This window comes from Rhizobium sp. RU20A, assembly GCF_900155885.1.
In the GTDB taxonomy this organism is placed as follows: domain Bacteria; phylum Pseudomonadota; class Alphaproteobacteria; order Rhizobiales; family Rhizobiaceae; genus RU20A.
The window spans coordinates 196,082-211,654 of record NZ_FTMB01000004.1 but is presented as its reverse complement, the minus strand read 5'-3'; the positions used below and the strand labels follow the sequence as shown (position 1 = coordinate 211,654).

Genomic DNA, 15,573 nt, shown 5'->3' with positions numbered 1-15,573 from the left:
CAGCGATTGCAAGACCGGCCTTTCGCAAAAAGCGGCAAAGTGGGAAATGGATATCCGGGTAAGGACAGACGCCCCGCCTTTCCCCGATCTTGATGCGTCCGGGCCAATGTGACAAGGAAGCGCAACCGCACACTCGCAGGACCCTGCCATGACCTTCTCGATCCGCGACGCCAACCCCGCCGATATTCCGGCGCTGACCGCCATCTACCGCGAATCGGTCGAAAACGGCGTCGCCACCTATGAGATCGAGGCGCCAGACGAAGCCGAGATGGCGGCGCGCTTTGCGACAATCACCGGCAACGGCTATCCCTATATCGTCGCGATCGACACCGATGGCACCGTTCTGGGCTATGCCTATGCATCCGCTTTCCGCACCCGCGCGGCCTATCGCTTCCTGGTCGAGGATTCCATCTATCTGGCCCCTGCCGCCCGTGGCCGCGGCATCGGCCGGGCATTGCTCGACCAGTTGGTGGTGCGCTCGACGACGCTCGGCTTTCGCCAGATGGTCGCGGTCATCGGCGGCGCCCATCCCGCCTCGATCGGCGTGCACCGCGCGGCGGGCTTCGTCGATTGCGGCACAATGAAGGGCTCAGGCTACAAGCACGGACGCTGGCTCGATACGGTCTTCATGCAGATCGATCTCGGCGACGGCACCGACACCCATCCGAGCACCGACACCTATCCCGATACGCTCTACCGCTCCTGAAGCGCCTATTTGTCGATTAGCTTCAGCACGCTGTCGAAGACCTTGAGCACCTGCGCCAGATCATGGCCGCGCTTCAGGATACGCCCATGGGTGTTGACGACGCTGAAGGCGCCCTGGCGGCTGGCAAGCTTCGGGTTCTTCTCGATCCGGAACAGCGGCATTTCGCCGGAGCGCTTGAAGACCGAAAAGACGGCGCGATCCTTGAGATGGTCCAGCGCATAGTCACGCCATTCGCCCTCGCCCACCATGCGTCCGTAGACCCTGAGGATCTGATCGAGTTCACGCCGGTGGAAGGTGATCGGCAGCGGATCCTTCTGCGATCGGTATTCCTGCAAATCGACGACCACGGGCGCTCTCATGTCGCCGGGCGTCACGTCTGCTCCATCCGTCATCTCATCTCCGCATCTCACGTGACAGATGGGTGACAGTGTGCCTGACAAGCCTCAAATTGCAAGCGGGCTCCTCCCGGAAGCGGAGTGCCTGGAGCCATGCAATGGGTCCAGGAAAGCCGCATTTTGGCCCACAGCACGCCCCAATCCGCATCGAAAATCCGCCAGCCCACGGGAAAGCTTGCCCCGCGATCCCGACGGGTACGGATGGAAGGCCGCGTTTTGTAACGCTTTCCCTCCAACGGGTCGGTTCGGACGTGTCGAAACCCTCAAGCCCCAGCCCCCTCGGTGCGGCCGGGCCGACCCACAGGGAAAATTCCTATCCGCAGCGCGCGCAACAGCGCCTACTGGGCCGCGTGGATGGCCTCACCCAGCACGATGGAGGCCGCTCCCAGGATGCGTCCCGGGGCGCCGTCCGGGGTCGTCGCCTGCAGGAGAATTGCACAGCCATTGCGATCAGCCGCCTCGATGACCGAGCGCGGCAGGACGAAGTTCTTTGCACTGCCGTCCCACATGCCGATCGTCTGAACGTCGCGCACCGGGTGGGCATAGGTGATGTCGCGACCACTGTTTTCGCCCTTTTCGACTTTTACCCGTTCCGCAACATCGAAATAGACGACGACGACATTGGCGTGCGGCGTACCCTTCCGGTCCGCCGGGCCGGCGCCAATGGCAATGTCGATCTCCTGCCCGTTCATTGACAGGTTGACAGGAACCGTCAGCCCACGGCCGGCCCGGGACAGGTCCTCGATCTTGGCGCGGATGCCCCCGAGATCACGACCGTTCGCGTGGTCCTCTCCATTGACGATCGCCTGGGGCGTATAGACACCGGCGCGGCCAAGCGCCTTGGAATAGGCATACTGGCGCGCGGTATTATCCTTGGTGGCGAGCGTGTCGTTCCAGCCGAGGTAGTTCCAGTAATCGACGTGATAGGCGAGAGCCACCACGTCACCCTGCCGGATCAGCGACTTCATCACTTCGTCGGCCGGCGGGCAGGACGAGCATCCCTGACTGGTGAAGAGTTCGACAACGGCCTTCGGATTGGAAAGCACATGGCCGGCGGCCTGCGCACCGGCAGCCATGCCGAAGGCGGCAAAAGCAGCAGCAATGATGCATCCGATCCGTCGCATGGCATTCCGTTCATAGCGCGCCGTTCGTCACGGCAGCGGTTCCACGCCATCGCCAGACGATGTCGCCATGAACCGCTTTGTCCTCGGGATCTCCGCCACCGCACGGCGTGGAGGGTGATAACTGGCATCGTGTCTAACGTGCCGTCCGACCCACGCAAAGTCACGTTGGAGTGAGACTCCGGCACGTGGAAAGGCACCCTTAAAGCCTGGCTATGCGCAAAGGCCTGCGGCCAAAGCGCGATTGCGGACCGCGCACCGACTTCCGTGGCACAGCTCGCGGAAGGGTCACAAAAAAGAGAACGCCGGGGCATGCCCCGGCGCTCTCATCAGCTTGAAGGATGCCGTCGATCAGGCAGCGAGATCGCGCAGAACCGTCTGCAGGATGCCGCCATTGTTGACGTAGGTGACTTCGTCGAGCGTATCGATGCGGCAGACCAGCGGCACTTCCTTCACGGAACCGTCGCCATAGGTGATCTTGGCGATCTTCTTCTCGCGCGGCTTGATCTCGCCGTCGAGGCCTTCGATCGTCACCGTCTCGTCGCCCTTGAGGTCGAGCGAGGCCCAAGTGGTGCCTTCCTCGAAGACGAAGGGGATGACGCCCATACCGACCAGGTTCGAGCGGTGGATACGCTCGAAGGACTGGGCGACGACGGCGCGCACGCCAAGCAGGTTGGTGCCCTTGGCGGCCCAGTCACGCGACGAACCGTTGCCGTATTCGACGCCGGCGAAGATGACCAGCGGAACGCCCTCGGCCTTGTACTTCATGGCCGCGTCGTAGATCGACATCTCTTCCTTGGACGGATAGTGGATGGTGTAGCCACCTTCCTTGCCGTTCGGGCCGAGCATGTGGTTGCGGATGCGGATGTTGGCGAAGGTGCCACGCATCATGACTTCATGATTGCCGCGGCGCGTGCCGTACTGGTTGAAGTCCGCGACGCCGACGCCATTGCCGATGAGATATGCACCGGCGGGCGATGCCGCCTTGATCGAACCGGCCGGGGAAATGTGGTCGGTGGTGATCTTGTCGCCGAAGAGACCGAGAACGCGGGCGTTGACGATGTTGTCGACGCCAAGGCCTGCCTGCTTCGGCATCCCAACGAAGTAGGGCGGGTTCTGCACGTAGGTCGACTTGTCGTCCCAGGCATAGGTCTGGCCATCCGGCACCTGCACGGCCTGCCAGTTCTCATCGCCCTTGAAGACATCCGCATACTTCGTCTCAAAGAGCGCGCGGGTGACGTACTTCTGGATGAACTCGTGCACTTCCTGCGACGACGGCCAGATGTCCTTGAGGTAGACGGGGTTGCCGTCCTTGTCCTCGCCGAGTGGCTCCTTCGTCAGGTCCTTCTGCACGGTGCCGGCCAGCGCGTAAGCGACGACGAGCGGCGGCGAAGCGAGGTAGTTCGCCTGGACGTCGGGCGAAATGCGGCCTTCGAAGTTGCGGTTGCCCGACAGAACGCCGGCCGTGATCAGGCCCTTGTCGTTGATGGTCTTGGAAATCGGCGCCGGCAGCGGGCCGGAATTGCCGATGCAGGTCGTGCAGCCGAAACCGACCAGGTTGAAGCCGAGCGCGTCGAGCTCCTTCTGGAGGCCGGACTTTTCGAGATATTCGCCAACGACCTGGGATCCCGGCGCCAGCGAGGTCTTCACCCATGGCTTGGACTTCAGGCCCTTGGCAACGGCATTGCGGGCGAGAAGACCGGCCGCGATCAGCACGCTCGGGTTGGAGGTGTTGGTGCACGACGTGATGGCGGCGATGCAGACGTCGCCGTGGCCGAGATCGAAGCTCTCGCCTTCGACGGCGTAGCGGTTCGACAGCTGGCCGGGCTTCTTGTAGTCGCCTTCGAGCGCGGTCGCGAAGTTCGGCGCGATGGTTTCGAGCGGCAGGCGGCCTTCCGGACGCTTCGGGCCGGCCATGGAGGGCACGACGTCGTTGAGGTCGAGTTCGAGCGTATCGGTGAAGACGAGCTGCGCGCCATCATTGTCGCGCCACATGCCCTGCGCCTTCGAATAGGCTTCGACAAGCGCGATGCGATCCTTGGAGCGGCCGGACATGTCGAGGTAGCCGACGGTGGCGGCATCGACCGGGAAGAACCCGCAGGTCGCTCCGTATTCCGGGCCCATGTTGCCGATCGTCGCGCGGTCGGCGACCGGCAGCGTGTCGAGGCCGGGGCCGAAGAATTCGACGAACTTCGAAACGACGCCCTTCTTGCGCAGCATCTGCACGACGGTCAGCACGAGGTCGGTCGCGGTCACGCCTTCCTTCAGCGTACCGGTCAGCTTGAAACCGATCACTTCCGGCAGCAGCATGGAAACCGGCTGGCCGAGCATGGCGGCTTCGGCTTCGATACCGCCCACGCCCCAGCCGAGAACGCCGAGACCGTTGATCATCGTCGTGTGGCTGTCCGTGCCGACGCAGGTGTCGGGATAGGCGATCGTTTCGCCGTCTTCGTCCTTGGTCCAGACCGTCTGGCCGAGATATTCGAAGTTGACCTGGTGACAGATGCCGGTGCCCGGCGGAACGACGCGGAAGTTCTTGAACGCCTGCTGGCCCCACTTGAGGAAGCGGTAGCGCTCGCCGTTGCGCTCATATTCCAGCTCGACGTTGCGGGCAAAGGCGTTCGGCGTGCCGAATTCGTCGACGATGACCGAGTGGTCGATGACGAGATCGACGGGAACGAGCGGGTTGATCTTTTCCGGATCGCCGCCGAGCGCCTTGATGCCGTCGCGCATCGCCGCCAGATCCACCACGGCAGGAACGCCGGTGAAGTCCTGCATGAGGACGCGGGCCGGGCGATAGGCGATTTCGGCTTCCGTAAGACCCTTGTTGGTGAGCCAGGCGGCGACAGCCTCGATGTCGGCCTTGCGGACGGACCGGCCGTCCTCGTTGCGCAGCAGGTTCTCAAGCAGAACCTTCATCGAGTAGGGAAGCTTGGACACGCCGGCGAGACCATTGGCCTCAGCCTTGGGGATGCTGAAATAGACGTATTCCTTGCCGCCCACAGTGAGCGTGGAACGACAATTGAAGCTGTCGAGGGATTTGGACACTGGGTACTCCCGCTCCGTTTGATCGCCAAAAACTGACGTACGAACGCCCGAGCGCCTGGCGGCGCGATATGGGATGCGGGTGCGGCCATTTCCGCTGTCCGTACGTGGAAAGTCTTCCATGTTCGGCGCTAGAATGAAATTCACGCCGACCGCTGGCGTGTTGAGGGCGTTATAGATAATTTCGCCGGAACGTGCCAGACCGGGACAGCCCGTCGGGCGAGATTTTTTTGCATTGCGACGAAGGTCGTAAAGGGATTGTGAATGCCGCTTCTGCTCAGCGTCGAAGGACTGGCCGCCCGGCGCGGAGAAGACTATGTTTTCCGTGACATAACGGTCCGTCTCGAAGCCGGCGAAGCCCTCGTCGTGACGGGTCCGAACGGGTCGGGAAAATCGACGTTTCTGAGAGCCGTCGCGGGCCTGCTCAAACCCGATCTTGGAGAGGTCCACGTCTCCGGAACGCACACCCCCGTCGAGCGCACCGCTGAACTGTGCCACTACCTCGGCCATCGCAACGCGATGAAGCGGGAACTGACGGTGGAGGAAAACCTCGGCTTCTGGAAGTCCTTCTTCGGCGACGTCGCGCCGGCACGGGGAATGACGATCACCGAAGCCGCCGAAGCGGTCGGTCTGCCCGGCATCCTGCATCTGCCCTATGGCTATCTCTCCGCCGGCCAGCAGCGCCGCATGGCCATGGCAAAGCTCATCGTGGCGGGACGACCCATCTGGATCCTCGACGAGCCGACCGCCGCGCTGGATGCGGCCTCCGAAACCCTCTTTGCCGACCTTGTGCTCCGGCATCGTTCCGCCGGCGGCATCGTCCTTGCCGCGACACACCAGCCGCTCGGCTTCGAAGGAGCAAAATCCCTAGTGATGAAAGGCTTTGAGCCCTTCGAGGAGGCCGCATGGTAACGGGCCGCACACTGCACCCCGGCCAGCCAGGGAGAATAAACCGATGATGGCCCTCCTGCTGCGCGACCTGCGCCTGTCCGTGCGCGCCGGCGGTGGGGCGCTGATCGGCATCCTCTTCTTCATGACGGTCGTTGCCGTCATCCCCTTTGGCGTCGGGCCGGACCTCAACCTCCTCGCCCGCATTGGACCGGCCATTCTATGGATCGGCGCCCTGCTCGCCGCGCTGCTCGGTCTCGACCGTCTTTTCCAGGCCGAGCGCGAGGACGGCTCGCTCGATCTGCTTCTCATGCAGGAAACGCCGCTCGTCCTCATCGTCTTCGTGAAGTGCGCCGCCCACTGGCTGTCGAGCGGCCTGCCGCTGGCGCTGGCCGCCCCGCTGCTGGGCCTCTTCATGAACATGGATGCCACGGCCATCGGCGCAGCCATGCTGACGCTTCTGGTCGGTACGCCCGCCATCACCTTTATCGGCGCGGTCGGCGCGGCGGTCGCCGTTTCGCTGCCGCGCGGCGGGCTGCTGGTCTCCATCCTCGTCCTGCCGGTCGCCATTCCCGTGCTGATCTTCGGCGTCAGCGCCAGCTATGCTGCGGTCGAAGACCCCGCGCCCTTCCTGCCACCCTTCCTCATTCTCATCGCCATCACACTCTTCTTCGCCGTCATCGGCCCGCTGGCCGCCGCCGCGGCCCTGCGCAATGCCAGCGAATGACGGGACACCGTTCGGGAGTTGCGTCCAAGAATGGCGTCGCTCCCGGCGCCCGGTTTGATCGCGGTCAATTGCCGGAGAGCAGTAGACACGGTAAACAGGGGTCATGAGCGAACAGAGCCTTGCCATCCGCAGGATCAGCGATCTTGCCAATCCCACCCGCTTCCTGGCCCTGGCCGGGCGCATCCTGCCTTGGCTGTCCGGATTGACGGTCCTGCTCTTTGCGATCGGACTCTACCTGTCCTTCACCACGGAGGGGGATTACCAGCAGGGCGAAACCGTCCGCATCATGTATATCCATGTGCCCTCGGCCTGGCTGTCGATGATGTGCTATACGGTGATGGCGATCTCAGCGCTCGGCACGCTGGTCTGGCGCCACCCCTTGGCGGATGTCTCGGCGCGGGCCGCCGCCCCCATCGGCGCCGTCTTCACCTTTCTGGCACTCGTCACCGGTTCGCTCTGGGGCAAGCCCATGTGGGGCACATGGTGGGTCTGGGATGCACGGCTGACCTCGGTCTTCGTCCTCTTCCTGATGTATCTCGGCCTTATCGCGCTCAACCGCGCCTTCGAGGACCCGGGCCGTGCCGCCCGTGTTTCGGCCATCCTCATCCTCGTCGGCTTCGTCAACATTCCGATCATCAAGTTCTCGGTGGAATGGTGGAACACGCTGCACCAGCCGGCCAGCGTGATGCGCATGGACGGTCCCGCCATTGACGCGGAATTCCTGCGCCCGCTGCTCGTCATGGCCGGCGCCTTCACGCTCCTTTTCTTCACCCTCCATATCGCCGCCATGCGCAACGAGATCTGGGACCGCCGCATGATGGCCATGCGCCGCCAGGCCGCTCGCCTTGCCGGCAACGGCCAAAGCAAGCCGCAGGAGCTCGCAGAAGGGCGCGGAGAGGCCCGATGACTCATACGACCTATGTGATCGCGTCCTATGGTGTTGCGGCCATCACAATCCTCGGCCTGATTCTCTCCATCTATTTCGGCGGGCGTCGCCGCCAGCGCGATCTCGCCCGGCTGGAAGCCTCCGGGATCCGCCGCCGGTCCGCCTCTGCGGTGCAGCCGCCGGAAGGGGCAGCAAAATGACCGCCGAAACCCCGCATGAACAAGCCCCGCAGGCGGGCAATACGGGCCGCGCGGCCCCCATGCGCATCGTCCTCGCGCTGCTGCCGCTCGCCATCTTCGGTGTCCTCGCTTATGTCTTTTGGGCGCAACTGCAATCGGGCCGCGACACCAGCGTCATCCCGTCAGCCCTCATCGGCACAAAGGCGCCGACCCTGGCGCTCGAACCGCTTGCGGGCGCCACGCTTAACGGCAAACCGATGCCGGCGCTGACCGATGCGGCCATTGCCGGCAAACTGACACTGGTGAATGTCTGGGCCTCCTGGTGCGTGCCCTGCCGGCAGGAGCATCCGATCATCCTAGAGCTTTCCAAGGATCCGCGCCTGACGGTGGTCGGTATCAACTACAAGGACCAGAACGAAAACGCGTTGCGCTTTCTCGGCGAACTCGGCAACCCTTTCCATGCCGTCGGCATCGATCCGCGCGGCAAGGCGGCCATTGACTGGGGCGTCTACGGCATCCCCGAATCCTATCTCGTGGGGCCGGACGGAACGATCCTTTACAAGCGTGTCGGTCCCTTCGACGAGAAGAGCCTTGAGGAAGGCCTGAAGCCGGCGATCGAGAAGGCCATGGCCAAGAGCTAAGTGCTGGCCGCAATCGTTGGATGGGCGATGCTCAACCGTGCTGCAGCGCCAGATCCGTCTGGAAAATCTCGTTGCGGTCAATGATCCCGGCCAAGCCATGGATCACCACCCTGTTTCGCCCGCCGGTCTTTGCCAGATAGAGGCAGGCATCGGCATGGGCGATGGCCTCATGGATCGAGGCCGCACCCCGCAACTCCGGCGCAAGACCGAAACTGGCGGTAATCGCGATCGTCGTCCCCTCGCCTGTCACAAAGGAGGCGTCGGCGATCGCACGGCAGGCCTCTTTCGCCAACCGGCCGGCTACCTCAAGATCGGTTTTCGGCAGATAGGCCACGAACTCCTCCCCGCCGAAACGGGCAATCAAGGTCCGGGCAGGAAGCGCAGCGGCAAGCTGCGCCGCCACGTCGCGCAGGATGCGATCGCCTGCCGCATGGCCGTGACGATCATTGACGCCCTTGAAATGGTCGATATCGCAGACAAGGATGCAGCCGCTCCCGGATACCCCCAGAACCGCCCGCTCGAATCCCCGGCGATTGAGAAGCTCCGTCAGCGGGTCGCGCTCGGCAAGCCCCTGGTGCCTTTCAATAATGTCGGTCACCACAGTCGCGAGCGCCGCCAGACCGAGAAGAAAGCCGAAGATGCTGGCCATGATCTGCATCAGAAATGCGTAGTTCGAGCCGAGGAAGCTGTCGACCGATAGCGGATCGGCTGCCGTGGTCTGGAACAGCAACACGCCGACCCGCGCGACCGTCTCGATGAGGGTTGCGCCGAAGGCCAGCATGATGGCGAGATCGGCCGGCCTCTCCGGGCGTCGGACAACACTGGCAAGCGCCATGCAGCCGATCGCCGCGCAACCAAGGTCGGAGACTGCCAGATGGGACCGCAGATCGCCGGCGGCCAGCAGCATCGTCGCCACAACGATGAAGGCAAGCGCGGTCAGAAGGCGCGGCACGACAATGGTCGACGCACGGAAATGGATGAGGAGCGCATGACTGTAAAAGAAGAAGCCACCATAAAAGAGCCCGTTCGCAATCAGGCTCTGGAGGAGTGGGTGAAGACCGCCCACGACGAGCGAAAAGACGAATCCAAGAGCGGCACTGAGAAAGCCGAGGCCCCAGAACAGCGAGGCGCCATCATCCACCCGCCGGGCGGCGAGGAACATGAGACTGAAACAGAGCATGAAGAAGGGAAGCAGAAAGGCGAACGTGTCGTGATGTTCCATCTGTCTCCCACCGTGCTGCTGCGCCAGCGCTCCGGAGGAAGGGCCGTCCAACGCCTTTTCTATGGAGCGGACCTTAACGAAAGATAGACATCCAGCTTCGAGATTTTGCAGATTCGCAAACGCGTCGCGTCACCGCCTGCCGAAATGCGGAAATCGCCGTTGTCCGCGATCACCCGGTTCACGGCCGATCGCAAGTGCCTGGATCACGTTTCCGTCTTCTCTTCGATGGAATGGCGGATGATCAGCGGCAACTGCGCCATGGTGAAGGCGATGGTGATCGGCATGGTGCCCCAGACCTTGAAGGCCACCCAGAAGTCGGTCGAGAAGTTGCGCCAGATCACTTCGTTGAGCACGGCAAGAAACAGGAAGAAGACGCCCCAGCGGAAGGTGAGCTTGTACCAGCCCTCATCCGTCAGCTTGAAGGCCGAGTGCAGCACGTAGCCAAGCAACGACTTGCCGAACCAGAGACCGCCGAGCAGGATGACACCGAACAGCGCATTGACGATGGTCGGCTTCACCTTGATGAAGGTGTCGTTCTGCAGCCAGAGCGTCAGGGCGCCGAACACGAGCACCACGATCCCGGAGATCAGCGGCATCATCGGCAGGGTGCGCGTCAGGGCCCATGAAACCGAAAGGGCAATCGCCGTTGCCGCCATGAAAAGGCCGGTGGCAATAAAAATCGGCCCGCCCATCTCGGCCAGCACCGGGAAGCGCGCGGCCAGCCATTCGCCGCGGGAATTGGCAAAGAAAAACACCAGGAGGGGGCCGAGCTCGAGAACGAGCTTGGGGAGGGCGCCCATCTCCTTGCGGGGCTGTTCCGGCGTGATCTTGCCCGGTTCGGCGGTGGACATGGGCGTCAGGCTCCTGCTTGTCTCATCATGCGCATGCCGGTCTGTCGTCTGCAAACCTGAAATGCAAGGTGTATTCGTGAAGGATCATGTGCCGACGACCTCCATACCGGAACGACGGCAAAACCATGTCAATGCGCCGTTCCCGCGATCGCGGCAGCAAAATCCTTCGCTTCGAAGGGTTCCAGGTCGTCTATACCCTCGCCAACGCCGATGAAATAGACCGGCAGCTTATGCTTGGCGGCGATGGCGACGAGAATGCCGCCGCGCGCCGTACCGTCGAGCTTGGTCATGATGAGACCGGAGACACCGGCCACATTGCGGAAGATCTCCACCTGCTGCAGCGCATTCTGCCCCGTTGTCGCGTCCAGCGTCTGAAGCACGGTATGCGGCGCATCCGGATCGATCTTGCCGAGGACCCGGACGATCTTTTCAAGCTCGGCCATCAGTTCCGTCTTGTTCTGCAGACGCCCGGCCGTATCGATGATCAGCACATCCGTGCCATTGGCCTTGGCCTGCTGATAGGCCTCGAAGGCAAGGCCCGCCGCATCGGCGCCAAGCTTGGTCGAAACGATGCCCGAGCCGGTGCGGTCGGCCCAGATCTTCAGCTGCTCGATGGCCGCAGCACGGAACGTGTCGCCCGCAGCCAGCATGACCTTCAGACCGGCACCGGACAGCTTTGCGGCCAGCTTGCCGATCGTCGTGGTCTTGCCGGTTCCGTTGACGCCGACAACGAGGATGACATGCGGCTTGTGGGACAGATCGAGCGCCAGAGGCTTGGCAACCGGCTCCAGCACCTTGGTGATCTCGTTCGCCATGATCCGCTGTACATCCTCGCCCGTCACGTCCTTGCCGTAGCGTTCGGACGACAGGGTATCCGTGATGCGCATCGCCGTCTCGAAACCGAGATCGGCCTGCAGCAGCAGGTCTTCCAGATCCTGCAGCGTCGCCTCGTCCAGCTTGCGCTTGGTGAAAAGGCTGGTGATCTGGCCGGTCAGCTGGGACGAGGTGCGGGCAAGGCCGGCCCGCAGACGCTGGAACCAGCTGAGGCGCGGTGCCGCCACCTCCGGCTCTGGCGCGGCCGGAAGGGCGCCGATCGCAAAGCCCTTGGGCAGGACAGCCTCACCCGGCGAAACGGGGTCTGGCTCCACGACCTCGACCGGGAGCGCGTCCCCGACGGCGACCGCCTCGGCCGCGCGCATACCCGCGTCGCTTCCATCTCCCTCAACGCCATCCAGCCGCGCCAGATCGGTGATGTCATCGTCATCGACGGGACCGCCGGCGGTCTCCATTTCGACATCGAGAACGGGATCCTCGGCGGTCGGCAGGTCCTCGATCGGCTCGGAGACGGTCTCGATCTCGTCCCCATGCGTTTCCTTGAAGACGGCGATCGACTCGTCTTCGCCCGGCACCGCCCAGGCTTCGGACTGCTCAAGAGCGCGCTCGGCGGCCTCGTCCGGCGGCAGCACCGCATCGGCGGCAGGCTGCGGCTGATCTTTGCCGAAGGTGAAGACTTTCTTGATGAAGCCGAAGGCCATGAAACTGTCCGTTTCCGGGGAAAGCGCCTACGCCGCAGCGTTGGCAGCCGTTCCGATCTGAAGATGGCGGCCATTGTGGCCGGTGATGGTGACGCGAACAAGGGCGCCGGGCGAAAGACCGGGTGCTGCAACCAGCGTGAAATCCTCCGTATGCGCCATGCCGTTGCGCTCCACGAGGATGACCTGCCGGCTGCCGGAAAGCTTTTCGAGATGGCGGCCGTGCAGTCGTTCCGCCACGGCCCGCAACGCCGCCGCCCGCGCTTTCACAAGTCCGCGGTCGAGCTGCGGCATGCGCGCCGCCGGCGTGCCCGGGCGCGGGCTGTAGGGGAAGACGTGGAGATGCGCGATCCCCATCGCCTCGGCAAGACGCGCAGAATTCTGCGCCATCTGCTCCGTCTCGGTCGGAAAGCCTGCGATCATGTCGGCGCCGAAGCTCATCTCGGGCCTGAGCCGCCGCGCCGTCTGCGCAAAGGCCAGCGCATCGGCGGAAAGATGCCGCCGCTTCATCCGCTTCAGGATCATGTCGTCACCGTGCTGCAACGACAGATGAAGATGCGGCATGAAACGCGGTTCGTCGGCGATGAGGTCGAGAAGATGCGTGTCCACCTCGATACTGTCGATGGAGGAGAGCCGGAGCCGCGCGATTTCCGGCACCTGCTTCAACAGCGTCTTGGCGAGTTGCCCGAGTGTCGGCCGCCCCGGCAGGTCGCCGCCATAGCTGGTGGCGTCCACACCCGTCAGCACCACCTCGCGGTAGCCGCCTTCGACCAGCCGCCGCGCCTGATCCACCACCGCACCCATCGGCACGGAGCGCGAATTGCCGCGCCCATAGGGGATGATGCAGAAGGTGCAGCGATGGTCGCAGCCCGTCTGCACCTGCAAAAACGCCCGCACATGCCCGTCAATGCCATCGACGAAGTGCGGCGCCGTTTCCGTCACGCTCATGATGTCGTTGACGCGAAGCTTTTCCTCCGCACCGACACCGAAATCCGGCAGGGCCGCATAGCTCGCGCGCTTCAGCTTTTCCTCATTGCCAAGCACGGCATCCACTTCCGGCATGGCAGCGAAATTGGCGCCCTCGACCTGCGCGGCACAGCCCGTGACGACGATGCGCGCACCCGGCTGTTCGCGGCGCAACCGGCGAATGGTCTGGCGCGCCTGCCGCACGGCCTCGCCGGTCACGGCGCAGGTGTTGACGAGCACGGCATTGCCGAGCCCGGCGGCCTCGGCCTCGCGGCGCATGACCTCGCTCTCGAAGGTGTTGAGGCGGCAGCCGAAGGTGATGACCTCGACGCTCAACGCTCCGCCGCCTCCGGCGCGTGATCGGCATCGCGCGTGAAAGCACCGGTTTGAGGATCGACCATGCCGGACCATTCCCAGGTCGCAGGCCCGGTCATCACGACATGATCGTCGCGCTCGCGCCAGTCGATAACGAGTTCGCCGGGCGGCAGGGCGCTGGCAACCTTGATTGTCACCCGCCGTCCCGTGCGCCCGGTCCGCGCCGCCGCGACGCCGGCCGCGCAGGCAGCCGAGCCACAGGCGAGCGTCAACCCCGCGCCGCGCTCCCAGGTCCGCGTGGTCAGCGTATCCTTGCCCGTCACCTGCGCGATCGTGATATTGGCACGCTCGGGGAAAACGGGGTGGTTTTCAAGAAGCGGGCCGAAACGCTCGAGATCATAGGACCAGACATCCTGCTCGACCCAGAAGATCGCATGTGGATTGCCCATGGAGACGACGGCTGGCGAATGCAGGATGGGCGCATCGATCGGCCCGATCTGCAACTCAATGCGGCGCGTGTCGTGGAATTCTTCCGCAAGCGGGATCTCGTTCCAGGCAAGCCGCGGCTTGCCCATGTCGACGGAGATCGAGCCATCCGCGTGTTCGTCCGCTTCCAGCAGCCCCGCAACCGTATGGAAGAGGAAATGCCGCTTGCCCGTTTCGGCGGCGAGCGCCTGCACGACGCAGCGCGTGCCATTGCCGCAGGTCTGCGCCTTCGAACCATCACAGTTGAGAATGTCGATAAAGGCATCCGTACCGGCCGCCTTCGGATCGTGCACGGCCATGATCTGGTCGAACGATGTCTGCGGGTCAGCCGCCAGCGCAATCGCCGCTTCCGGCGTCACGCGCCCGGGGCGACCGCGCATGTCGATGACGAGGATCTTGTTTCCAAGCCCGTTCATCCGCGCAAACTGAACCTTCTGCGACATTCGCGTTCATCCCATCAAAGGCAAGTGCGCCGTATATGGCGCAAAACCCCCGTAAATGCCAGCCTTGCGGCCGTGCCGCGCGATGCACGAGCCCTCAGGCCACCGGCGGCACGTCGAAGACCTCCCCGGCGAGCATCGGCCGGAACCGCTCGCGTGCAATCCCGGCCGCATCGAGCGCGGCGAAAAGGGCCTGCCGTGGCGTATCCGGCGCCTCGTTCGTCAGCTGGAAGGTGCGCCAGTGATGACCGGCGACATAGGCGGCATGGCAAAGCCGCATGCCTTCCACCGCTTCTTCCGGGTTCTGGTGCTGCCCCTTCATGAACCAGCGCGGCTCATAGGCCCCGATCGGCAGATTGGCGAGGCGGAAGGACCCGTAACGCGCCTGAACGGCGCGATAGTTGATGCCGTCATGAAAGCCGGTATCGCCGACGTGATAGATGCGGCCCGCCGGCGTTGCGATCACGAAGGCGGCCCACAGCGCCATGGACCGGTCACCGACGCCGCGCGCCGACCAGTGGTGGCACGGCTCGCAATGTACGGAAACACCCGGCATCACCTCGACACCGTCGCCCCAGTCCATCGCCTCGACGGCCGCTTGGGGAATGGCGCGGCGAATGATCGTATCATTGCCGAGCGGCGTCAGAATGCGTGGCGCATGCACCTGGACGAGCCGCTTCAGAGCATCGAGATCCAGGTGGTCGTAGTGATTGTGCGTGACGATAACGAGATCGATTGCCGGCAAGGCATCGAAGGCGACACCCGGCGGCGTCACCCGCTTCGGTCCCACCAGCCCAAGCGGCCCGACCCGCGCGGCAAAGACCGGATCGATCAGAATGTTGAGGCCCGCCACCTGGATCAGCAGGGCGGCATGGCCGATCATGGTGACGCGCAGCCCATCGCCATCGACGCGCGCTGCCGGTACCGTGCCGACGAAAGGGCTCTCCAGCTGCTTCGGCCAGGTCTCGATCCCCCCGCCCGTCTTCCACCGCCAAACCGCCCGCAAGCCCAACGGCGCGACACCGTCCGGATTGAAGAATCGGTTTCCGTCGTAGTGATCGGAGACCGGGCCGGAATAATAACGATTGCTGGGCATGGAAGAATAGCGTCCTGCTGAGGGCGGCGAGAGGTCTCCTTAAGTTGGTCTGCCGCCACAGAATTGCAAATCGTCAC

At 63.9% G+C, this 15,573-nt stretch carries 15 protein-coding genes; 6 read left to right on the top strand and 9 right to left on the bottom strand.

All coding sequences use genetic code 11. The features are described 5' to 3' along the window. Positions 1–148: 148 nt before the first annotated feature. Positions 149–706, top strand: a complete 558-nt coding sequence (locus tag F3H41_RS12990; protein WP_149739111.1) for a GNAT family N-acetyltransferase — start codon at positions 149–151, stop codon at positions 704–706. Positions 707–711: 5 nt separating this feature from the next. On the opposite strand, the gene F3H41_RS12985 is transcribed toward F3H41_RS12990, so the two are convergent. The 3 genes from F3H41_RS12985 to acnA form a co-directional block, all read right to left on the bottom strand. Further along, the gene (locus F3H41_RS12985) at positions 712–1,098 is read right to left on the bottom strand and encodes a DUF2794 domain-containing protein (protein WP_149739110.1); all 387 of its coding nucleotides are present in this window, start codon (positions 1,096–1,098) and stop codon (positions 712–714) included. A 341-nt stretch (positions 1,099–1,439) separates the two neighbouring features. After that, positions 1,440–2,177: a DUF1223 domain-containing protein gene (locus F3H41_RS12980; RefSeq protein ID WP_244616189.1), complete on the bottom strand. Its 738-nt coding sequence runs from the start codon at positions 2,175–2,177 to the stop codon at positions 1,440–1,442. A 396-nt stretch (positions 2,178–2,573) separates the two neighbouring features. Next, positions 2,574–5,270 (bottom strand): aconitate hydratase AcnA, encoded by a 2,697-nt coding sequence (acnA, locus tag F3H41_RS12975; RefSeq protein ID WP_149739108.1) that lies wholly within the window; start codon positions 5,268–5,270, stop codon positions 2,574–2,576. Between the two features lie 261 nt (positions 5,271–5,531). Here acnA and ccmA point away from each other — a divergent pair, with 261 nt between their 5' ends. The 5 genes from ccmA (at position 5,532) to F3H41_RS12950 (ending at position 8,588) form a co-directional block, all read left to right on the top strand. Next, entirely contained in the window at positions 5,532–6,179 is a 648-nt protein-coding gene (gene ccmA / locus F3H41_RS12970; protein ID WP_149739107.1) for a heme ABC exporter ATP-binding protein CcmA, read from the top strand. 43 nt (positions 6,180–6,222) lie between these two features. After that, positions 6,223–6,882, top strand: a complete 660-nt coding sequence (gene ccmB, locus F3H41_RS12965) for a heme exporter protein CcmB (protein WP_149739106.1) — start codon at positions 6,223–6,225, stop codon at positions 6,880–6,882. 103 nt (positions 6,883–6,985) lie between these two features. After that, positions 6,986–7,789, top strand: coding sequence for a heme ABC transporter permease (locus tag F3H41_RS12960; protein ID WP_149739105.1), 804 nt, complete (start codon positions 6,986–6,988; stop codon positions 7,787–7,789). Further along, positions 7,786–7,968, top strand: a complete 183-nt coding sequence (gene ccmD / locus F3H41_RS12955; RefSeq protein ID WP_149739104.1) for a heme exporter protein CcmD — start codon at positions 7,786–7,788, stop codon at positions 7,966–7,968. Before F3H41_RS12960 ends, ccmD begins: the two co-directional genes overlap by 4 nt. Before the next feature lie 59 nt (positions 7,969–8,027). Next, positions 8,028–8,588 carry a DsbE family thiol:disulfide interchange protein gene (locus tag F3H41_RS12950; protein ID WP_244616188.1) on the top strand — a complete coding sequence of 187 codons (561 nt, stop codon included), beginning with the start codon at positions 8,028–8,030 and terminating at the stop codon, positions 8,586–8,588. A gap of 31 nt (positions 8,589–8,619) precedes the next feature. On the opposite strand, the gene F3H41_RS12945 is transcribed toward F3H41_RS12950, so the two are convergent. From F3H41_RS12945 to F3H41_RS12920, 6 genes are all read right to left on the bottom strand, one after another. Beyond that, on the bottom strand, positions 8,620–9,810 hold the full coding sequence (locus F3H41_RS12945; protein ID WP_149739102.1) for a GGDEF domain-containing protein: 1,191 nt from the start codon (positions 9,808–9,810) through the stop codon (positions 8,620–8,622). Between the two features lie 203 nt (positions 9,811–10,013). Beyond that, on the bottom strand, positions 10,014–10,610 hold the full coding sequence (locus tag F3H41_RS12940) for a septation protein A (protein ID WP_149739196.1): 597 nt from the start codon (positions 10,608–10,610) through the stop codon (positions 10,014–10,016). Between the two features lie 179 nt (positions 10,611–10,789). Further along, entirely contained in the window at positions 10,790–12,196 is a 1,407-nt protein-coding gene (gene ftsY / locus F3H41_RS12935) for a signal recognition particle-docking protein FtsY (RefSeq protein WP_149739101.1), read from the bottom strand. Positions 12,197–12,223: 27 nt separating this feature from the next. Beyond that, the gene (gene mtaB, locus F3H41_RS12930; protein ID WP_280177043.1) at positions 12,224–13,495 is read right to left on the bottom strand and encodes a tRNA (N(6)-L-threonylcarbamoyladenosine(37)-C(2))-methylthiotransferase MtaB; all 1,272 of its coding nucleotides are present in this window, start codon (positions 13,493–13,495) and stop codon (positions 12,224–12,226) included. Beyond that, on the bottom strand, positions 13,492–14,403 hold the full coding sequence (dapF, locus tag F3H41_RS12925; protein ID WP_149739099.1) for a diaminopimelate epimerase: 912 nt from the start codon (positions 14,401–14,403) through the stop codon (positions 13,492–13,494). The genes mtaB and dapF overlap by 4 nt, the downstream gene beginning before the upstream one ends. Before the next feature lie 94 nt (positions 14,404–14,497). Then, entirely contained in the window at positions 14,498–15,496 is a 999-nt protein-coding gene (locus F3H41_RS12920) for an MBL fold metallo-hydrolase (protein ID WP_149739098.1), read from the bottom strand. Positions 15,497–15,573 lie beyond the last annotated feature (77 nt).